At 67.1% G+C, this 16,223-nt stretch carries 13 protein-coding genes and 1 tRNA gene; 2 read left to right on the forward strand and 12 right to left on the reverse strand.

Annotation, left to right across the window (positions count from 1 at the left end; genetic code table 11):
* Window positions 1-2: 2 nt before the first annotated feature.
* From A5711_RS24380 to argS, 10 genes are all read right to left on the reverse strand, one after another.
* Window positions 3-662: an L-threonylcarbamoyladenylate synthase gene (locus tag A5711_RS24380; RefSeq protein WP_067951033.1), complete on the reverse strand. Its 660-nt coding sequence runs from the start codon at window positions 660-662 to the stop codon at window positions 3-5.
* Complete coding sequence (gene prmC / locus A5711_RS24385; RefSeq protein ID WP_067951034.1) at window positions 655-1,506, reverse strand: peptide chain release factor N(5)-glutamine methyltransferase; 852 nt, start codon at window positions 1,504-1,506, stop codon at window positions 655-657. Before prmC ends, A5711_RS24380 begins: the two co-directional genes overlap by 8 nt.
* Window positions 1,503-2,576: a peptide chain release factor 1 gene (prfA, locus tag A5711_RS24390; protein ID WP_067951036.1), complete on the reverse strand. Its 1,074-nt coding sequence runs from the start codon at window positions 2,574-2,576 to the stop codon at window positions 1,503-1,505. The genes prmC and prfA overlap by 4 nt, the downstream gene beginning before the upstream one ends.
* 100 nt (window positions 2,577-2,676) lie before the next feature.
* Window positions 2,677-2,907: a 50S ribosomal protein L31 gene (rpmE, locus tag A5711_RS24395; RefSeq protein ID WP_067951093.1), complete on the reverse strand. Its 231-nt coding sequence runs from the start codon at window positions 2,905-2,907 to the stop codon at window positions 2,677-2,679.
* 191 nt (window positions 2,908-3,098) lie between these two features.
* On the reverse strand, window positions 3,099-4,931 hold the full coding sequence (rho, locus tag A5711_RS24400; RefSeq protein ID WP_067951038.1) for a transcription termination factor Rho: 1,833 nt from the start codon (window positions 4,929-4,931) through the stop codon (window positions 3,099-3,101).
* A gap of 267 nt (window positions 4,932-5,198) precedes the next feature.
* Window positions 5,199-6,134: a homoserine kinase gene (thrB, locus tag A5711_RS24405; RefSeq protein WP_067951039.1), complete on the reverse strand. Its 936-nt coding sequence runs from the start codon at window positions 6,132-6,134 to the stop codon at window positions 5,199-5,201.
* A 23-nt stretch (window positions 6,135-6,157) separates the two neighbouring features.
* Complete coding sequence (gene thrC / locus A5711_RS24410; protein ID WP_067951042.1) at window positions 6,158-7,240, reverse strand: threonine synthase; 1,083 nt, start codon at window positions 7,238-7,240, stop codon at window positions 6,158-6,160.
* Window positions 7,237-8,562, reverse strand: coding sequence for a homoserine dehydrogenase (locus tag A5711_RS24415; protein ID WP_067951044.1), 1,326 nt, complete (start codon window positions 8,560-8,562; stop codon window positions 7,237-7,239). The genes thrC and A5711_RS24415 overlap by 4 nt, the downstream gene beginning before the upstream one ends.
* 3 nt (window positions 8,563-8,565) lie before the next feature.
* The gene (gene lysA / locus A5711_RS24420; RefSeq protein WP_067951045.1) at window positions 8,566-9,984 is read right to left on the reverse strand and encodes a diaminopimelate decarboxylase; all 1,419 of its coding nucleotides are present in this window, start codon (window positions 9,982-9,984) and stop codon (window positions 8,566-8,568) included.
* Window positions 9,981-11,633, reverse strand: a complete 1,653-nt coding sequence (gene argS, locus A5711_RS24425) for an arginine--tRNA ligase (protein ID WP_067951047.1) — start codon at window positions 11,631-11,633, stop codon at window positions 9,981-9,983. Before argS ends, lysA begins: the two co-directional genes overlap by 4 nt.
* Window positions 11,634-11,748: 115 nt before the next feature.
* On the opposite strand from argS, the gene A5711_RS24430 reads away from it, so the two are divergent.
* Window positions 11,749-11,821 (forward strand) — tRNA-Arg (locus A5711_RS24430).
* A gap of 119 nt (window positions 11,822-11,940) precedes the next feature.
* Here the strand turns inward: A5711_RS24430 and A5711_RS24435 are convergent.
* Window positions 11,941-13,707 (reverse strand): GNAT family N-acetyltransferase, encoded by a 1,767-nt coding sequence (locus A5711_RS24435; protein ID WP_067951049.1) that lies wholly within the window; start codon window positions 13,705-13,707, stop codon window positions 11,941-11,943.
* A 90-nt stretch (window positions 13,708-13,797) separates the two neighbouring features.
* Between A5711_RS24435 and A5711_RS24440 the strand changes: the two genes are divergently transcribed.
* The gene (locus A5711_RS24440; RefSeq protein ID WP_067951050.1) at window positions 13,798-14,577 is read left to right on the forward strand and encodes an alpha/beta fold hydrolase; all 780 of its coding nucleotides are present in this window, start codon (window positions 13,798-13,800) and stop codon (window positions 14,575-14,577) included.
* Window positions 14,578-14,733: 156 nt separating this feature from the next.
* Here the strand turns inward: A5711_RS24440 and A5711_RS24445 are convergent, their stop codons facing one another.
* On the reverse strand, window positions 14,734-16,167 hold the full coding sequence (locus A5711_RS24445; protein ID WP_067951052.1) for an MFS transporter: 1,434 nt from the start codon (window positions 16,165-16,167) through the stop codon (window positions 14,734-14,736).
* Window positions 16,168-16,223 lie beyond the last annotated feature (56 nt).

Below are 16,223 nucleotides of genomic sequence, written 5' to 3' on the forward strand. Positions count from 1 at the left end.
GGTTAGGCCTGGGCGGTCAGGCTTTCGGGGTCCACGCCGAGCACTTCCGCGATCCGTTCGGCGCTCACCGGGCCGGGCCGCAGGATCCGCGCGGCGGGACCGGTGAGGTCGACGATCGTGGAGGCGGCCTGCTGCTCGGCCGTCCCCGCGTCGAGATAGACGTCGACGAGATCGCCGAGCTGATTACGGGCCTCGCCGGCATCCACCGCGGGCGGACGGCCGGACACGTTCGCGCTGGACACCGCCATGGGCCCGACTTCGCGCAACAGCTCGATGGCGACCGGGTGCAGCGGCATCCGCAGCATCACGGTGCCGCGTGCATCGCCGAGGTCCCACTGCAGCGACGGCGCCTGCGTCACCACCAGGCTCAGCGCGCCCGGCCAGAATGCGCGGATCAGGTCGCGCGCCCCGTCCGGCATGGTGTAGACGAGACCCTCGATGGTGTGCCACGAGCCGACCAGCACGCCGACCGGCATATCGCGTCCCCGCCCCTTCGCCGAAAGCAGGGCGGCCACGGCGGCGCTATTGAAAGCGTCGGCGCCGATGCCGTAGACGGTGTCGGTCGGCATGACGACCAATCGGCCACCCTTAAGCGCCCCTGCCGCCGAGGCGATTCCCCGCGAACGTTGGTCGGGATCGGAGCAGTCGAAGACTTCAGTCATCAGCGCCGCTCCTTCTGCGGGCGGTGACGAACCTCGGCCGGCCGGCCAGGTCATGACGGGCCGCGACGTCATCGAAAAGCCCTGTCTCACAGATCAACTCGACGGTCTGCTGGGACGTAGTGTCGTCATGTTCGACGGCAAAGATGCCGCCCGGCCGAAGCCAGCGTCCGGCCAGGCGGACGATGGGGCCGATCACCGCCATTCCGTCCGGGCCGCCGAACACCGCATGACGTGGGTCGTGTTGGGCGACTTCGGGTTCCACCGCCGCCGCGTCGGGAACGTAGGGCGGATTGGCCACCACCAAGTCGACTCCGCCGTCCAGTTCGGGAAGCAGTCCACGGGCTGTGACGTCAGCCCGCAGGAGTTCGACCGGGGTGCCCGCCGCGTTGCGACGCGCGTACTCGAGGGCCGACCCGGAGTCATCGATGCCGATGATCCGCGCCGTGGGGTGGTGCTGGGCCAGCGCCACCGCCAATGCGCCTGAACCGGTGCACAGATCGACGATGACGGGCCGGGTGGGGAGGCGCTGTTCGGTCACCCACGCCAAGAGGGCCTCGGTTTCCGGGCGCGGGATGAAGACGCCGGGGCCGACGTGCAGCATCAGCGGTCCGAACGCGGCTGCGCCGGTGAGATGCTGCAGGGGCACCCGCCGGGAGCGTGCGGCCACGACATCGCGGTAACGACCGAGGAAGTCGTCGCCGGGCGAGTCGAGCAAGGCCAGCCGGCCGCGCTCGGTGCCCGTCAGGTGCGCGGCGAGCTCCTCGGCGTCCCAGCGGGCGGAATCGATTCCCGCTTCGGCGAGCGTCGCCGTAGCGGAGTCGATCGCGCGCCGCAACGTACTCATGCCTGTTGCAACCGGGACTGTCTGTCGGCGGCACCCAAGGCGTCGAACATCGCGTCCAGGTCCCCGTCGAGTACTTGATCGAGATTGTGTGCCTTGTAACCGATTCGGTGGTCGGTGATCCGGTTCTCCGGGAAGTTGTAGGTGCGAATGCGTTCGCTGCGGTCGACGGTCCGGATCTGGCTGGCCCGGTCGGCCGACGCGTCGGCCAGCGCCTGCTCTTCGGCCAAAGCCTGCAGGCGGGCGGCCAGCACCTGCAACGCCCGCGTCTTGTTCTGCAGCTGTGAGCGTTCGTTCTGGCACGTGACCACGATGCCGGTAGGCAGGTGCGTGATTCGCACCGCGGAGTCGGTGGTGTTCACCCCCTGCCCGCCCTTGCCGGACGAGCGGTACACGTCGATGCGCAGATCCGACTCGTCGATTTGCACCTCGCCCACTTCTTCTGGCTCGGGATAGACCAATACGCCCGCCGCCGAAGTGTGTACGCGGCCTTGGGATTCCGTCACGGGGACGCGCTGCACCCGGTGCACCCCGCCCTCGAACTTCATGCGCGACCACACTCCGTCGGCGGAGTCGCCCTTGCTGGCGATACTGAGCGTCGCGTCCTTATAGCCACCAAGGTCCGACGTCGTCTCGTCCAGCACGGTCACGTTCCAGCCGTGCCGCTCGGCGTAGCGGATGTACATCCTGGCCAGATCCGCCGCGAACAAAGCCGATTCCTCGCCGCCCTCGCCGGATTTGACCTCGAGGACGATGTCGTCGGCGTCATGCGGGTCGCGCGGGGCCAGCATGTCAGTGAGTTGGGTGTCCAGCTCGGCGACCCGTGATTCCAGTTCGGGCACCTCGTTGGCGAACGACTCGTCGTCGGCGGCCAACTCGCGCGCCGCCTCCAGGTCACCGCGCGCCGACTCCAACTTGCGATACGTCGCGACGATCGGAGCCAATCGGGCGAACCGGCGGCCGGCTTTGCGCGCCTCGGCGGGATTGCTGTGCAGGTCGGGATCCGCCAGCCGTTGTTCGAGCTCGGCGTGTTCGGCCAGCAGCACATCAATGGTCTGCACCGGCTGCGTCACATCTCACCTCCTGCCCGTTCAGCCCCGCGTTCTCATTTGCCGTAAACGCAAACCGACGCCCGGCCTGTGCTCTCGCACAGTTCGGGCGTCGGCAACGCAGCTATTTGTCGGTGTTGTCCGCACCCTTGCGCTTGCCGTACCGCTTCTCGAAGCGCGCCACGCGGCCACCGCTGTCCAGAATCTTCTGCTTGCCGGTGTAGAACGGGTGGCACTGCGAGCACACCTCGACGACGATGTTGCCGCCCGGCTTCGTGCTGCGGGTCTGGAACGTGTTTCCGCACCCGCAGTGCACGGTGGTCTCCGCGTAAGCGGGATGAATGTCAGATTTCATGCTGTCCTCTTCGATCTTGTCGAGCACCGATTATGCCGGGTCAACCGCTGTTCTCCCAAACAACGGGGTACCCGTCGGCATTCCCGGCGCCTGGGTTGCCGCGAGACATAAACCATGGCGGGGTTTGCCGGCGTGTCGTCTGCGTGGTTTAAGTGTCGCGGTGACGACACGCCGTAGAACGCGCCCCGCGGTCAGTCGTTGTCCATCGATCCCGGTGTCGTCTTGGATACCTGCACCAGGAACTCGTAGTTGTTCTTGGTCTTGCGCAGCTGCGACATCAGCAGGTCGATGGCCTGGTGAGAGTCCAGACCCGACAGCACGCGGCGCAGCTTGTGCACGATCGCGAACTCGTCCGGCGAGAGCAGCAGCTCGTCCTTGCGGGTACCGGAGGGGTTCACGTCGACCGCCGGGAAGACCCGTCGTTCGGAGATCTTGCGGTCCAGCTTGAGCTCGGCGTTACCGGTGCCCTTGAACTCCTCGAAGATGACGGTGTCACCGGTGGACCCGGTCTCGACCATTGCCGTGGCAATGATCGTCAGCGATCCGCCTTCCTCGATGTTTCGTGCGGCACCCAGGAAACGCTTGGGCGGGTACAGCGCGGTCGAGTCGACACCACCGGAGAGGATCCGGCCCGACGCGGGCGACGCGTTGTTGTAGGCGCGGCCCAGACGGGTGATCGAGTCGAGTAGCACCACCACGTCTTTGCCCTGCTCAACGAGCCGCTTGGCGCGCTCGATGGCCAGTTCGGCGACGGAGGTGTGGTCCGACGGCGGCCGGTCGAAGGTCGAGGCGATGACCTCACCCTTGACGGAACGCGTCATGTCGGTGACCTCCTCGGGGCGCTCATCGACGAGCACGACCATGAGGTGGCATTCCGGGTTGTTCCTGGTGATCGCGTTGGCGATGTCCTGCAGGATGGTCGTCTTACCGGCCTTCGGCGGCGAAACGATCAGGGCGCGCTGGCCCTTACCGATCGGCATGATCAGGTCGATGACCCGGGTGGTCAGCCGGTCCGGGGTGGTTTCCAGGCGAAGCCGCTGGTTCGGGTAGAGCGGCGTCAGCTTGGAGAAATCGGGGCGCTTTTTTGCGTCCTCGACCGGCCCGCCGTTGACACTGTCCAGGCGGACCAGCGGGTTGAACTTCTGACGCTGGTTGGGCTGTTCGCCGTCCTTCGGCACGCGGACCGCGCCGGTCACCGCGTCGCCGCGGCGCAGGCCGTTCTTGCGCACCATGTTCATGGACACGTAGACGTCGTGCGGACCGGCCAGGTAACCGGAGGTGCGGACGAACGCGTAATTGTCGAGAACGTCAAGGATTCCGGCGACCGGCTGCACGACGTCGTCCTCGCGCAGTTCGGTGTCGCCGCCCTCGCCGGACCGCTCACCGCGACGCCTGCGATCGCGGAAGCGGCGACCACGCCTGCCTCCACGACCCTCGCCGTCGTCGTCCTGCTGGTTCGAGCCGCCACGAGGCTGCTGGCCGCCCGAGCCCTGCTGATCACCGCTTTGCTCGCTGCCGGAGTCCTGGCCGCGCTCGTCGCTCTGGTTGTCGCGCTTGCCGCCCTGGCGGGTGTGGTCCTCGCCGGTCGCATTGCCCTCGCGGTTGCGTGAGCGCTCGCCATCCGCTTCGTCGGCGGTGCGGGCTGATCCCGGCTCGCGGGAGGCGCTGCGCCGTTCGCGGCGGGGCGCCTCGGTTGTCGAACCGTTCTGGTGGTCCTCGCCGGAAGGCGCTTCGGCGCCGGCGGCCTCGGACTTGGCGCCGTCCTCGGGGGTGGCAGGGGCGGAAGTCCCGTTGGACTGTCCCCTGATTTCCTTTATGGCGGCGATGAGTTCGTTCTTGCGCATGCCCGACGTTCCCTTGACGCCGACCTCGTTAGCCAACGCGCGCAATTCGGGAAGCACCATGGTCGACAGCGAGCCAACCGTGGCTTTGGTTTTGACATCGGGTGTGTCTGGGGTCACAGCGCTCGGCACCTCGTTGCTTTCGGTGCTCGCGTCAGCCGTGAACAGGTCCGTATCGGTCACGGATTTCCTTTCTTCCCCCGCTGATCAGGTCATCCGGGGGGTTCGTTGCATTCAGCCAAATCGCCGAGTGCGCCCAAATATCGACTCTGCAACGGTGATCGCCTTAATCGGCGGAGTAAGCGGCGAACCTCGTCCACGAGAAGAATTGGTGTTGTCCTAGCGGCAAGGCAGTATGTATGCAGATGCAGATGCTGCGATTGCTGGACGGGTCCGAGGATAGCCCGCATCCTGCCTGGAAGCAAGCAAACCCTCCGGCCACGCTGTGGATCAACCAGGGACTGTGACTCCCGGGCTCCAGCGAACTCCTTCGCCGGCGGTCATCTCAGTGAGGGCAAATCCGTTCGCGGCCCCGTACTCCAGCACTTCCGTGGGTAACTCCTGCGCAATGCTCAGCGCAATCAGCGCCGGACCGGCCCCCGAAAGTGTCGCTGCCACGTTATGACGCCGCAACAGTCGCAAATATTCCGCGGAGGCCGGCATCGCGGGAGCGCGCTGCGGTTGATGGAGCACATCCTCGGTGGCCGGCATGAGCATGTCCGGACGTTCGCTCAACGCCACCACCAGCAAGGCGGCGCGGCTGACGTTGAACCGGGCGTCCTCGTGACTCACCTGGGCGGGCAATAACACCCGGGTCTCCGCGGTCAACGAGCGCTCCTGGGGTATCGCGCAGTACAGCCGGATGTCCGGGTGGAGGCGCACGGGCACCGCGGAATACCGGGGACGGTCACCGGAGCGGTCGATCCAGGAGACCACCGCACCACCCAGCACGGCCGCCGCGGCGTTGTCGGGGTGGCCCTCGAACTCAGAGGACAGCTGGATCAGCTGGGCATCGCTCAGCGGTTTCCAATCCGTCTGCGCCACAAGACCATTGGCCGCAGCCAGGCCTCCGACCACGGCCGCCGCGGAAGAGCCCAGACCGCGGGAGTGCGGAATGGCATTGCGGCAGCGGACCACCAGGCCCGGGGCGTGGACGCCCACGGCGCGCAGTCCGCATTCCACGGCGCGCACCACCAGGTGTTCGGGGCCCCGCGGCACCTGTTCGGCACCCTCCCCTTCGACCAGCACGACCAGGCCGGAATCCGTTGTCTCCACGACGATCTCATCGCAGAGGCTCAGCGCCAAACCGATGCTGTCGAAACCGGGACCGAGGTTGGCACTGGACGCCGACACCACGGCGCTCGCTACCAGCCCGGCGGGCAGCATCTGGCTCACCGACAGGTTCTCATTCAGGAGAGCCCCAGCTTCTCGACGACGAGCACCGGATCAACCGGCAGCGGGGAGACGGTCGGCATGTCCTTCAGCGCCGTGTCGGGGTCCTTGAGGCCATTGCCGGTCACCGTACACACCACGGTCGATCCGCGCGCGACCCAACCGTCGTCAACGGCCTTGAGCAGACCCGCGATGCTGGCCGCCGAGGCGGGCTCGACGAAGACGCCTTCACTTTCGGCCACCAGGTGATACGCCGCGAGGATCTCCTCGTCGGTGGCGGCCAGAAACCGTCCGTTGGACTGCTGCTGCGCGTTGACCGCGGCCGCCCACGAGGCGGGCGCGCCGATCCGTATCGCGGTCGCGATCGTCTCGGGGTTGCTGACCGGGGCGCCGTGTACCAGTGGCGCGGCGCCGGCCGCCTGGGTGCCCAGCATCCGGGGCAGCTTGTCGATCACGCCGTCCTGGTGGTACTCGGTGTAGCCCTTCCAGTACGCGGTGATGTTGCCCGCGTTGCCCACCGGAAGAGCGTGAACGTCCGGCGCGGCACCCAGCGCGTCGACGATCTCGAACGCCGCCGTCTTCTGGCCCTCGATGCGGACCGGGTTGACGGAGTTGACCAACGCGATCGTCGGGAAGTCGGCGGCCATTTTGCGAGCCAGTTCCAGGCAGTCGTCGAAGTTGCCGTCGATCTGAATGATCTTGGCGCCGTGCATGACCGCCTGCGCCAGCTTGCCCATCGCGATCTTGCCCTGCGGGATGAGCACCGCGCAGGTGATGCCCGCCCGTGCGGCGTATGCCGCCGCCGACGCCGAGGTATTGCCGGTCGAGGCGCACAACACGGCCTGTTGGCCCCGCGCCAGTGCGTCGGTGACCGCCATGGTCATGCCCCGGTCCTTGAACGAGCCGGTCGGGTTGAGGCCCTCGACCTTGAGGTGGACCGTGCAGCCGGTCTTTTCCGAGAGACGAGTTGCCGCGATCAGCGGGGTGCCGCCCTCGAGCAGGGTGACCGGGGTCCAGTCGTCGCCGACCGGCAGCCGGTCGCGGTACGCCGCGATCAGTCCGGGCCACGGTTGGTGCACGGCGGTATGCGGGACGCTCATGAACCGGTCTCTTCCAATCGCAGCACACTGGTAACGCCTTGCACGACATCCAAATCCGCCAGCGCATCGACGGTTTCGGAGAGCGCGGCGTCGGTGGCGCTGTGGGTGACCACCACGACACGGGCGCCCACCCGTCGCCCGCCCTCGTCGGACACGCCCTCCTGCCGGACCTCGGCGATGCTCACCTCGCGCTTGGCGAATTCGGCTGCCACCGTGGACAACACTCCGGGCTTGTCGGCGACGTTCATGCTGACGTAGTAGCGGGTGTTGATGAAACCCATTGGGGCGATGGGAAGCTGGGCGTACTTGGATTCTTTCGGCCCGCGGCTGCCCAGCACCCGGTTGCGGGCGGCCATCACCAAGTCACCGGTGACCGCGGATGCGGTGGGTGCGCCACCGGCGCCCTGCCCGTAGAACATCAGCCGACCGGCCGCCTTGGCCTCGACCACCACGGCGTTGAACGCCCCGTTGACGGTGGCCAACGGGTGCGACAACGGCACCAGCGCCGGGTAGACGCGGGCCGAGACCCGTTCCTGTCCATCGTCGCCCGGGATGCGCTCGCAGATGGACAGCAGCTTGATGGTGCAGCCCAGCGACCGCGCGGAGACGAAGTCGGCCGGGGTGATTTTGGTGATGCCCTCGCGATAGACGTCGTCGGCGGTGACTCGGGTGTGAAAGGCGATCGATGCCAGGATCGCGGCTTTGGCCGCGGCGTCGTAGCCTTCGACGTCGGCCGTGGGATCGGCCTCGGCGTAGCCCAGCGCGCTCGCCTCGGCCAGCGCGGTCTGGTAGTCGGCGCCGGTGCTGTCCATTGCGGACAGGATGTAGTTGGTGGTGCCGTTGACGATGCCGGCGACCCGCAGCACGGTGTCACCCGCCAGCGACTGGGTAAGCGGGCGGATGACCGGGATCGCACCGGCAACCGCCGCCTCGAAATACAGGTCGACGTGGGCGTTTTCGGCGGCCTGCGCCAATTCCCCGGTGGAGGTCGCCAGCAGCGCCTTGTTCGCCGTGACGACGGATTTGCCGTGCTCGAGCGCGCGCAGGATGGCCTTGCGGGCAGGTTCGACCGGCCCCATCAGCTCCAAGACGATGTCGACGTCCTCGCGGGAGACGAGTTCCTCGATGTTGTCGGTGAGCAACTCGATCGGGACACCGCGGTCGGCGGCGACCCGCCGCACTCCGACGCCGCGCAACACCAGCGGCGCGCCCACCCGAGCCGCGAGGTCGTCGGCGCTGTCCTCGATGATGCGGACAACTTCGCTTCCGACGTTGCCGAACCCGAGTACCGCTACGCCGACCGGCTTTTCGTCACGGGGCACAGTTCACCTCACTTCCAGACTCAATAGATCGTCAACCGTCTCGCGGCGCAGGATCAGGCGGGACCGCCCCGCGCGTACCGCCACCACCGCCGGCCGGCAGATCATGTTGTAGCGGCTCGACAGCGAATAGCAGTACGCGCCGGTCGCCGCGACCCCGAGCAGGTCACCGGGCCGAAGGTCGTCGGGCACCCACGCGTCGCGCACCACGATGTCACCGGTCTCGCAATGCTTTCCGACGATCCGCGCCAGCGTCGCCGGTGCGTCGCTGTCGCGCGAGACGAGCCGTGCGTCGTACTGCGCGTCATAGAGCGCGGTGCGAATGTTGTCGCTCATCCCGCCGTCGACGCTGACATAACGGCGTTGGGCTGTGCTGCTCACGTCGACGTCCTTGACGGTGCCCACCTCATACAGGGTGATGGTTCCGGGCCCGGCGATGGCACGTCCGGGCTCCACCACCAGCCTCGGGGTGGGCAGCCCCACGGCCGCCGACTCGTTGCCGACGATGGCCGTCAGCTTGGCCGCCAGTTCGGCCACCGGCGGCGGGTCGTCGGTTCCCAGGTATGAAATCCCCAGTCCCCCACCGAGATCTACGGTCGAAATCTGCCCCGTCTTGTCGACGCCGAATTCGTCGACGATTTGCTGCAGCAATCCGATGACGCGATGCGCGGCGACCTCGAAACCGTCGACGTCAAAGATCTGGGAGCCGATGTGGCTGTGCAGGCCCACCAGTCGCAGGTGGTCGGTGGCGAACACCCGGCGCACCGCGGCCATCGCCGCGCCGCTGGCCACCGACAGCCCGAACTTCTGGTCTTCGTGTGCCGTGGAGATGAACTCGTGCGTGTGCGCCTCGACCCCGACCGTGAGCCGGACGTAGACATCCTGGACGACGCCGGCCTCCCCCGCGATGGCATCGAGGCGCTCGATTTCGGTCATCGAGTCCAGCACGATCTGCCCGACACCCACTTTGACCGCCGCGGTCAGCTCCGCGACGGATTTGTTGTTGCCGTGGAAGGTGATCCGCTCTGGCGGGAAGTCGGCGTGCAGCGCGACCGCGAGCTCGCCGCCTGTGGACACGTCGAGCGAGAGGCCTTCCTCATCAACCCAGCGCGCGATCTCGCTGCACAGGAAGGCCTTCGCCGCGTAGCAGACGTTGTGCCCACCGCCGAAGGCCGTCGCCAGCTCGCGGCACCGGGAACGGAAGTCGTCCTCATCGACGACGAATAGCGGGGTGCCGTACTCTTGGGCGAGCTGGGTCACCGGGATTCCGGCGAGGCTGGCCACACCCGTGTCGTCGCGAACGATGTTGCGCGGCCACACATTCGGCGCGAGCCGCAGCAGCTCGTCGGGGGATTGCGGCCGCGGCGGGCTGTTGGGGGGCCGGGTCTCTTCGGCGTGCCGCGGACCGGCGGGGTGCACGTTCACATTCGCTCCGGAGCGGTGACGCCCAGGATCGTCAGCCCATTGGCGATGACCTGGCGGGTGGCCTCGCACAACGCCAGGCGCGCGGTGTGCAGGTCGGTGGGTCGTTCGTCGCCCTGGGGGAGAACACGGCACGAGTCGTAGAACCGGTGGTAGTCGCCGGCCAGGTCTTCCAGGTAGCGGCAGACCCGGTGCGGTTCCCGCAGGGATGCAGCCGTTTCCAGCACGCGGGGGAATTCGCCGATGCTGCGCAACAGCGTCCCCTCCTTGTCGTGGCTGAGCAGCTCGAGGTGACCGGTGTCGGGCACCAGGCCGAGTTCGGCGGCGTTGCGGGCCAGCGCCGACAGCCGGGCATGCGCGTATTGCACGTAGTAGACCGGGTTTTCGTTCGAGGCCGACGACCACAGCGCCAGGTCGATGTCGATCGGGGTGTCGACCGAGGAGCGGATGAGGCTGTAGCGCGCCGCGTCGACGCCGATCGCCTCGACCAGGTCGTCGAGCGTGATGACCGTTCCGGCCCGCTTGCTCATCCGGACCGGCGCGCCGCCGCGGACCAGGTTGACCATCTGCCCGATCAGGATCTCGACGGCCGCCGGGTCGTCACCGAACGCGGCGGCTACGGCCTTGAGCCGGGCGATGTATCCGTGGTGGTCGGCGCCGAGCATGTAGATGCACAGGTCGAAGCCGCGCTGCCGCTTGTCCAGGTAATAGGCGATGTCCCCGGCGATGTAGGCGGGCTTGCCGTCGCTCTTGATCACGACGCGGTCTTTGTCGTCACCAAAAGCGCTGGTGCGCAACCAGCTTGCGCCGTCTTTCTCGTAGATGTTGCCGGTCTCGCGCAACCGGGCGATGGCCTGGTCGACCCGGCCGCTGGTGTGCATCGAGTCTTCGTGGGTGTAGACGTCGAAGTCGGTGCCGAACTCGTGCAACGACTCCTTGATGTGGGTGAACATCAGGTCGACGCCGATTGCGCGGAACGTCTCGCGCATGTCGGGGTCGGGCAGGCTCAGCGCGTCGGGCGCCTTCTGCAGCACCTGCGCGGCGATGTCGTTGATGTAGGCGCCGGCATAGCCGTCCTCGGGCGTCGGTTCGCCCTTGGCGGCGGCGATCAGCGAGCTGGCGAACCGGTCGATCTGGGCGCCGTGGTCGTTGAAGTAGTACTCGCGCTCGACGTCGGCGCCCTGGGTGGCCAGCAGCCGTCCCAAGGCATCGCCGACGGCGGCCCAGCGGGTGCCGCCGATGTGGATGGGTCCGGTGGGGTTGGCCGAGACGAACTCCAGGTTGATCTTGTGGCCGCCCTGCGCGTCGGAGTGGCCGAAGGTGTCGCCGGCGTCGAGGACGGCGTTGACGATCTTGGCCTGCGCCGACGTCTCGAGGCGCAGGTTGATGAATCCGGGCCCGGCCACCTCCGCCGAGGCGACGCCGTCGGCCTGTGCGAGCGCCTCGGCCAGCCATCCAGCCAGTTCACGGGGGTTGGCGCCGACCTTCTTGCCCAGCTGCAGCGCCAGGTTGCTGGCGTAGTCGCCGTGCTCGGGATTACGGGGCCGCTCCACGGTGACCGTCGCCGGCAACGCGGCAGCATCCAGCCCGCGCTCGGCCAGCACCGCGGAGGCGGTGGACTTGAGCAGCTCAGCGAGGTCAGCGGGGGTCACGAGCGTCCATCCTATTGGCTGAGGTGCCCGCGCCCCGAATCCATTGCGGTGACGAAGCGGCCACCAACATGCGCTAGTCTGGCGGGGCCCAATGGCGCAACACCGAAGTCGTAGCGCCCCCGTAGCTCAGGGGATAGAGCGTCTGCCTCCGGAGCAGAAGGCCGCAGGTTCGAATCCTGCCGGGGGCACTCATGTTCTTGCAGGTCAGACGGTATCCGTTAGTCAGCTCGGCTGATGAAAACGCCGTTTCGGGCCTCAGTGTCACTGGCGTCGCGCAGCCGCGTCGGTCGCACACCGGCCACTTTGCTTAGATGGTGCGTTTCAGCCCTACGTGCGCGGCGTGGTACCCGAGCCGGCCATAGAACGCCCGAGCCCTTTCGCGAGCCTCGTCTGTGGTCACCTGCGCCAGCCGTGCCCCGTGGGCTCGGCCGTAGTTGTGTGCCCACTCGACGAGTGCGGTACCAAGACCCTGTGCGCGTTCGGCTTTGGCGACCCGTAATCCCTCGATCTGCAGCCGGGTGGAGCCGCCGCGGGACAGGCCGGGAATGATCGTCAATTGCGCGGTCGCGACGACCATGTCGGAACTGTTCAGGACGACTCCGAGATAGTTGGATCGGTTGCGAACGACGATGTCGTAGGCCGCCTCGTAGCGTTCGAGTTCGGCGTCTTCGCGATCCTGACCGAATTCGTCGTCGGAGAGCAGCTGGGCGATCACCCCCACGTGTTCGCGCGTCGCGCGCTGCACACGATATGTGCGGCCCCCTACCCGCAGCAGTCCTCGAACCGAGGACTGGGCCAGTGCCTGTAGGCGCGCCACCAACAGGTCCAGCCACGCCCCCACGTTGGTTCGTGCCTCCGCGGTATCGGGGTAGCGGCATCGCAGATGTAGCCCGGACTCGTCCTGGATGAACCAGAGCATGACGCCGTCGGTGTCAACGCTCGCGCTCACATACTGGGCGTCGAGTCCGACCGAGTCGATGCGCACCGGAAGTCTGCTTTGGTCCAGCCAGGAAATCGCGAACATGCCGGGCGCGATGGGCATTCCACCCCACGGAGCCAGTACGTCGGCCAGTGGCCAGGAACCAAGCTGCACGGCCTCTTTGACGGCGGCGGCCGCGGCGTGCGGCTCGGCAACCGCCGACTCCAGGACCGAATTGGTGATGAACCAGCCCACCGAGTCGTGCCATCTGTCTTCAAATCGGCTGTGCACGGGGAAGACTGCGCGCAGCGGCACCCCGGCCAACTCGCGGGTCACCGCAGTCATGGCGACCACAGCGAGTGCCAGCGTCGAGACACCGTCTTCGCGTGCCTGCGCCGCGAACGCGGCGCCGTCATCGACATCGAACACGTCACGCACCTCAACGCGTTCCGGATGCGGCCCCGACCCACCCAACGGCAGCGGGAACCGTGGCATCACTCCACCGCTGTCGCTGATGATTTGTGCCCATCGCGCGCGCACGCTGTCCGGTGCGGCGGGAAGGTCCAGCAGTGCTTGCGTGTGCACGACAAATGCGGGCGGCGGCTGCAGCAACGACGTACGTCCGATCCGCGCGTCGGCGAGCATCGACAACAGGTCCCGGGCGATCACCAGCATCGACCACATGTCCACGTGGGCGTGGTCGGCAGCGATCACCACCGTCGATCCGGCGGCAGTCTCCAACACACACAATCGATGTGAGGGCCGCTCATAGGGCGAGCACGTCGCATTGAGAACTACTCGCAGTGCGTCGTTGACCGCCTGGCCCGGGCTGATCTCATGCTCTACCCACTTGCCTGGGTGAATATCGATCTCGTTCAGCTGCGGATCGCCGTCCACCCCAGGTGTGAATGCCGTTCGTAAGGTGCCGTGGCGGGCGATCACAGCCAGCCACGCATCGGCCAACGATTGGCGGCTGACCCCCGCCGGCAACCGAATGGACAGAGCCATCCAGGAGCCGGGTCGCGCGCCCGCGCCAACGTGTATGCGCTGGTCGAAAGACACCGGGAGCTGCCGGCCGAGGTCAGACACCGACACGTCGTAGCCCCAGAGTCGTCCAAAGGGCAGCCGCAGGTGCGCCACGTTCGTCAGCCGCATGGCGGTACCCTAACGCCCCAGTTAGCCTGAGTGCTCGGTCTGCGCGGTCGGCTCCGGGGCGAGCCGACCGGTCATGAGAAGAGTTGCGTGATGTCCACTTTCGTGGTTCCCGGAGCAGAGCTTGCGGTTGAACTGAGCGACGAAGGTGGTCATCCGGTAGTTCAGCTGCACGGGCTTACCTCCAGCCGCGCGCGTGACCGGGTGCTCAATCTCGACCTCGGCAGGGGCCTCAGCGGGACCCGACTGCTGCGGTACGACGCACGCGGCCATGGCAAGTCGACTGGGCGCAAGGTCCCGGAGGATTACCGATGGGAAAGCCTTGCCGAGGATCTTCTGCAGCTGCTCGACAAGTGGTTTCCCGGCGAACGGGTGCACGGAGTCGGCCCGTCCATGGGTACCGGCACGCTGCTGCACGCGGCTGCCCGCGAGCCGGACCGCTTCGCCGGCCTCACGCTCATGGTGCCGGCCACCGCGTGGGAAACCCGGCCCGCGCAGGCGGCGATCTACCGGGTTGCGGCCGAAGCTATCGAAACCGAGGGAGTCGGGGCATTCATCGCGTCGGCGCGTGGGGCGATTCCGCCGCCGGCCACGGTCGGCGCGCCCGAAACAGTTCCCGATGTGGCCGACGCGCTGCTGCCGTCACTGTTTCGGGGCGCGGCTCTCAGCGACCTGCCCGCTCGCGAAGCGGTCGCACGAATCGATGTGCCGACGACGATTCTGGCCTGGGTCGGCGACCCGGCCCATCCGATGTCGACAGCGGAATCGCTTGCCGCACTGATGCCGCGGTCAACGCTCACCGTGGCGCACACCCCGGCCGATGTCGAGGCCTGGCCCCAGATCCTGAGCCAAGACGTCGCCCGCAGAGGCTGACTTGTGCGCGGACGCCACGTCGGCTTGTGCCTGGTCCGCGTCGGCGTCTTGCATGGTGTAGGTGCCCCAGCGGCGCTGGAGCATCCGGATCCCGCCGGGGGCACTTCGGAGAAGCTGGCGCTGACGTGTGGTTATGGACAACCTTCGCGTGGCAGGTTACTGCGCTTGAACCAGTCTTCCGGCGCGTTGACGCGCGGGAGCTGTCGCAACAGTCGTGAGTTTCAGGTCTTCACTGACCTCGTCGAGCGCACGGCCGCGTGGTTCCGGGAGCAAGAGTGTCGTCGCGATCGCCGCGACGTAGCAGCCGAACGCAAACAGCGTCACTGCCCGTAATCCCGAAGACGCCAGGATAAGCGGCACCACGAGCGCTCCCCCGAATGCGCCGACCTTGGCGACACCCGACGACAGGCCGTGCAGGCTGCTGCGGACGGCAGTCGGGTACGACTCGGCGGCCAGCAGCATGGTGGTGTAGTTCGGACCGAACGCGATGCCGAACAACGAGAGACCGAACACAATCCCGAAGGGCAGGACGGCGCTGCTCAGGCCGGGCACCATGGTGATCAGCAGCATGGCCAATCCACACAACCCGAAGCCGATGATTTGGAGTCGACGCCGCGGCCATCGGTCGAGAACGAAGAGCCCGGCGACGGCGCCGACCAGGCTGAAGCAGACGACGAGCACGGCGTTCAGCGCGATGTTGGACAGCGTGGAACCGTGCGGGCTGATGGTCTTGATCAGCAGCGGCTGACTCACCGAGTTGCCGTACACCGCGACGTTGAAGAAGAACCAGCTTCCGGCGGTGCCCAGCAGGGTGATGAGCACCTTGCGATTCGTCAACGCCAACCGCAGCCCACTGACCGAAACCTTAGAAACCGTTGCCGCACTGAATGTTTGGTTGCCCGCCTCGGCGAACTTCTCGAAGTCCTGGCGCGCCTGACGCTCGTCACCATGCTCGGCCGTCCAACGGGGCGACTCCGGCATGTGGCGGCGCTGGTAGAGAACCAGCATCGACGGCAGTACACCCAACCCGAGGATCAGTCGCCAGGCCAGGTCGTTGTCGACACCGACCGCGAGGACCAGCAGGCTCACGAGGTAGGCGCAGACCTGGCCGAACACATAAAACAGGAACGTCATGCCGACGAGTTGGCCACGGTTTCGCGCATTGGCGTACTCGGTAATGATGACGCCGCTGGCCGGGTAGTCACCGCCGATGCCCACGCCGAGGATCAGTCGGCCGACCAACAACACCGTGAAGTTCGGGGCGAACGCCGACACCAGGGCCCCGATGATCATCAGCACGGCTTCGAGCCCGTACACGCGCCGGCGGCCGAAGAGGTCGCCGAGCCGGCCGAATACCATCGCGCCCACCGCGACCGCGAGAAGCGTCGAGCTGGTCAGCATCGAGATCTGACCGCTGCCGAGGTGGAACTGCGGTGCGGCCAGTAGCGTCACCGAGCCAATGACGTTGAGGTCATAGGAGTCGGTGAAGAAACCCGCCCCGGCTGTCGCCGCTGCCTTGAAGTGGAACACGCCGAGTTTCGCGTCGTCGATGGACTTCCCGACGCTCTCGTTGCTGGCGACGTCAGTCATTGGGGCTCCGATTCCAAGGGCGCCGACTTGTCATTACAAGAACCCTCCGACAGAGG

The organism is Mycobacterium sp. E2238 (assembly GCF_001672665.1).
Classification (GTDB): domain Bacteria; phylum Actinomycetota; class Actinomycetes; order Mycobacteriales; family Mycobacteriaceae; genus Mycobacterium.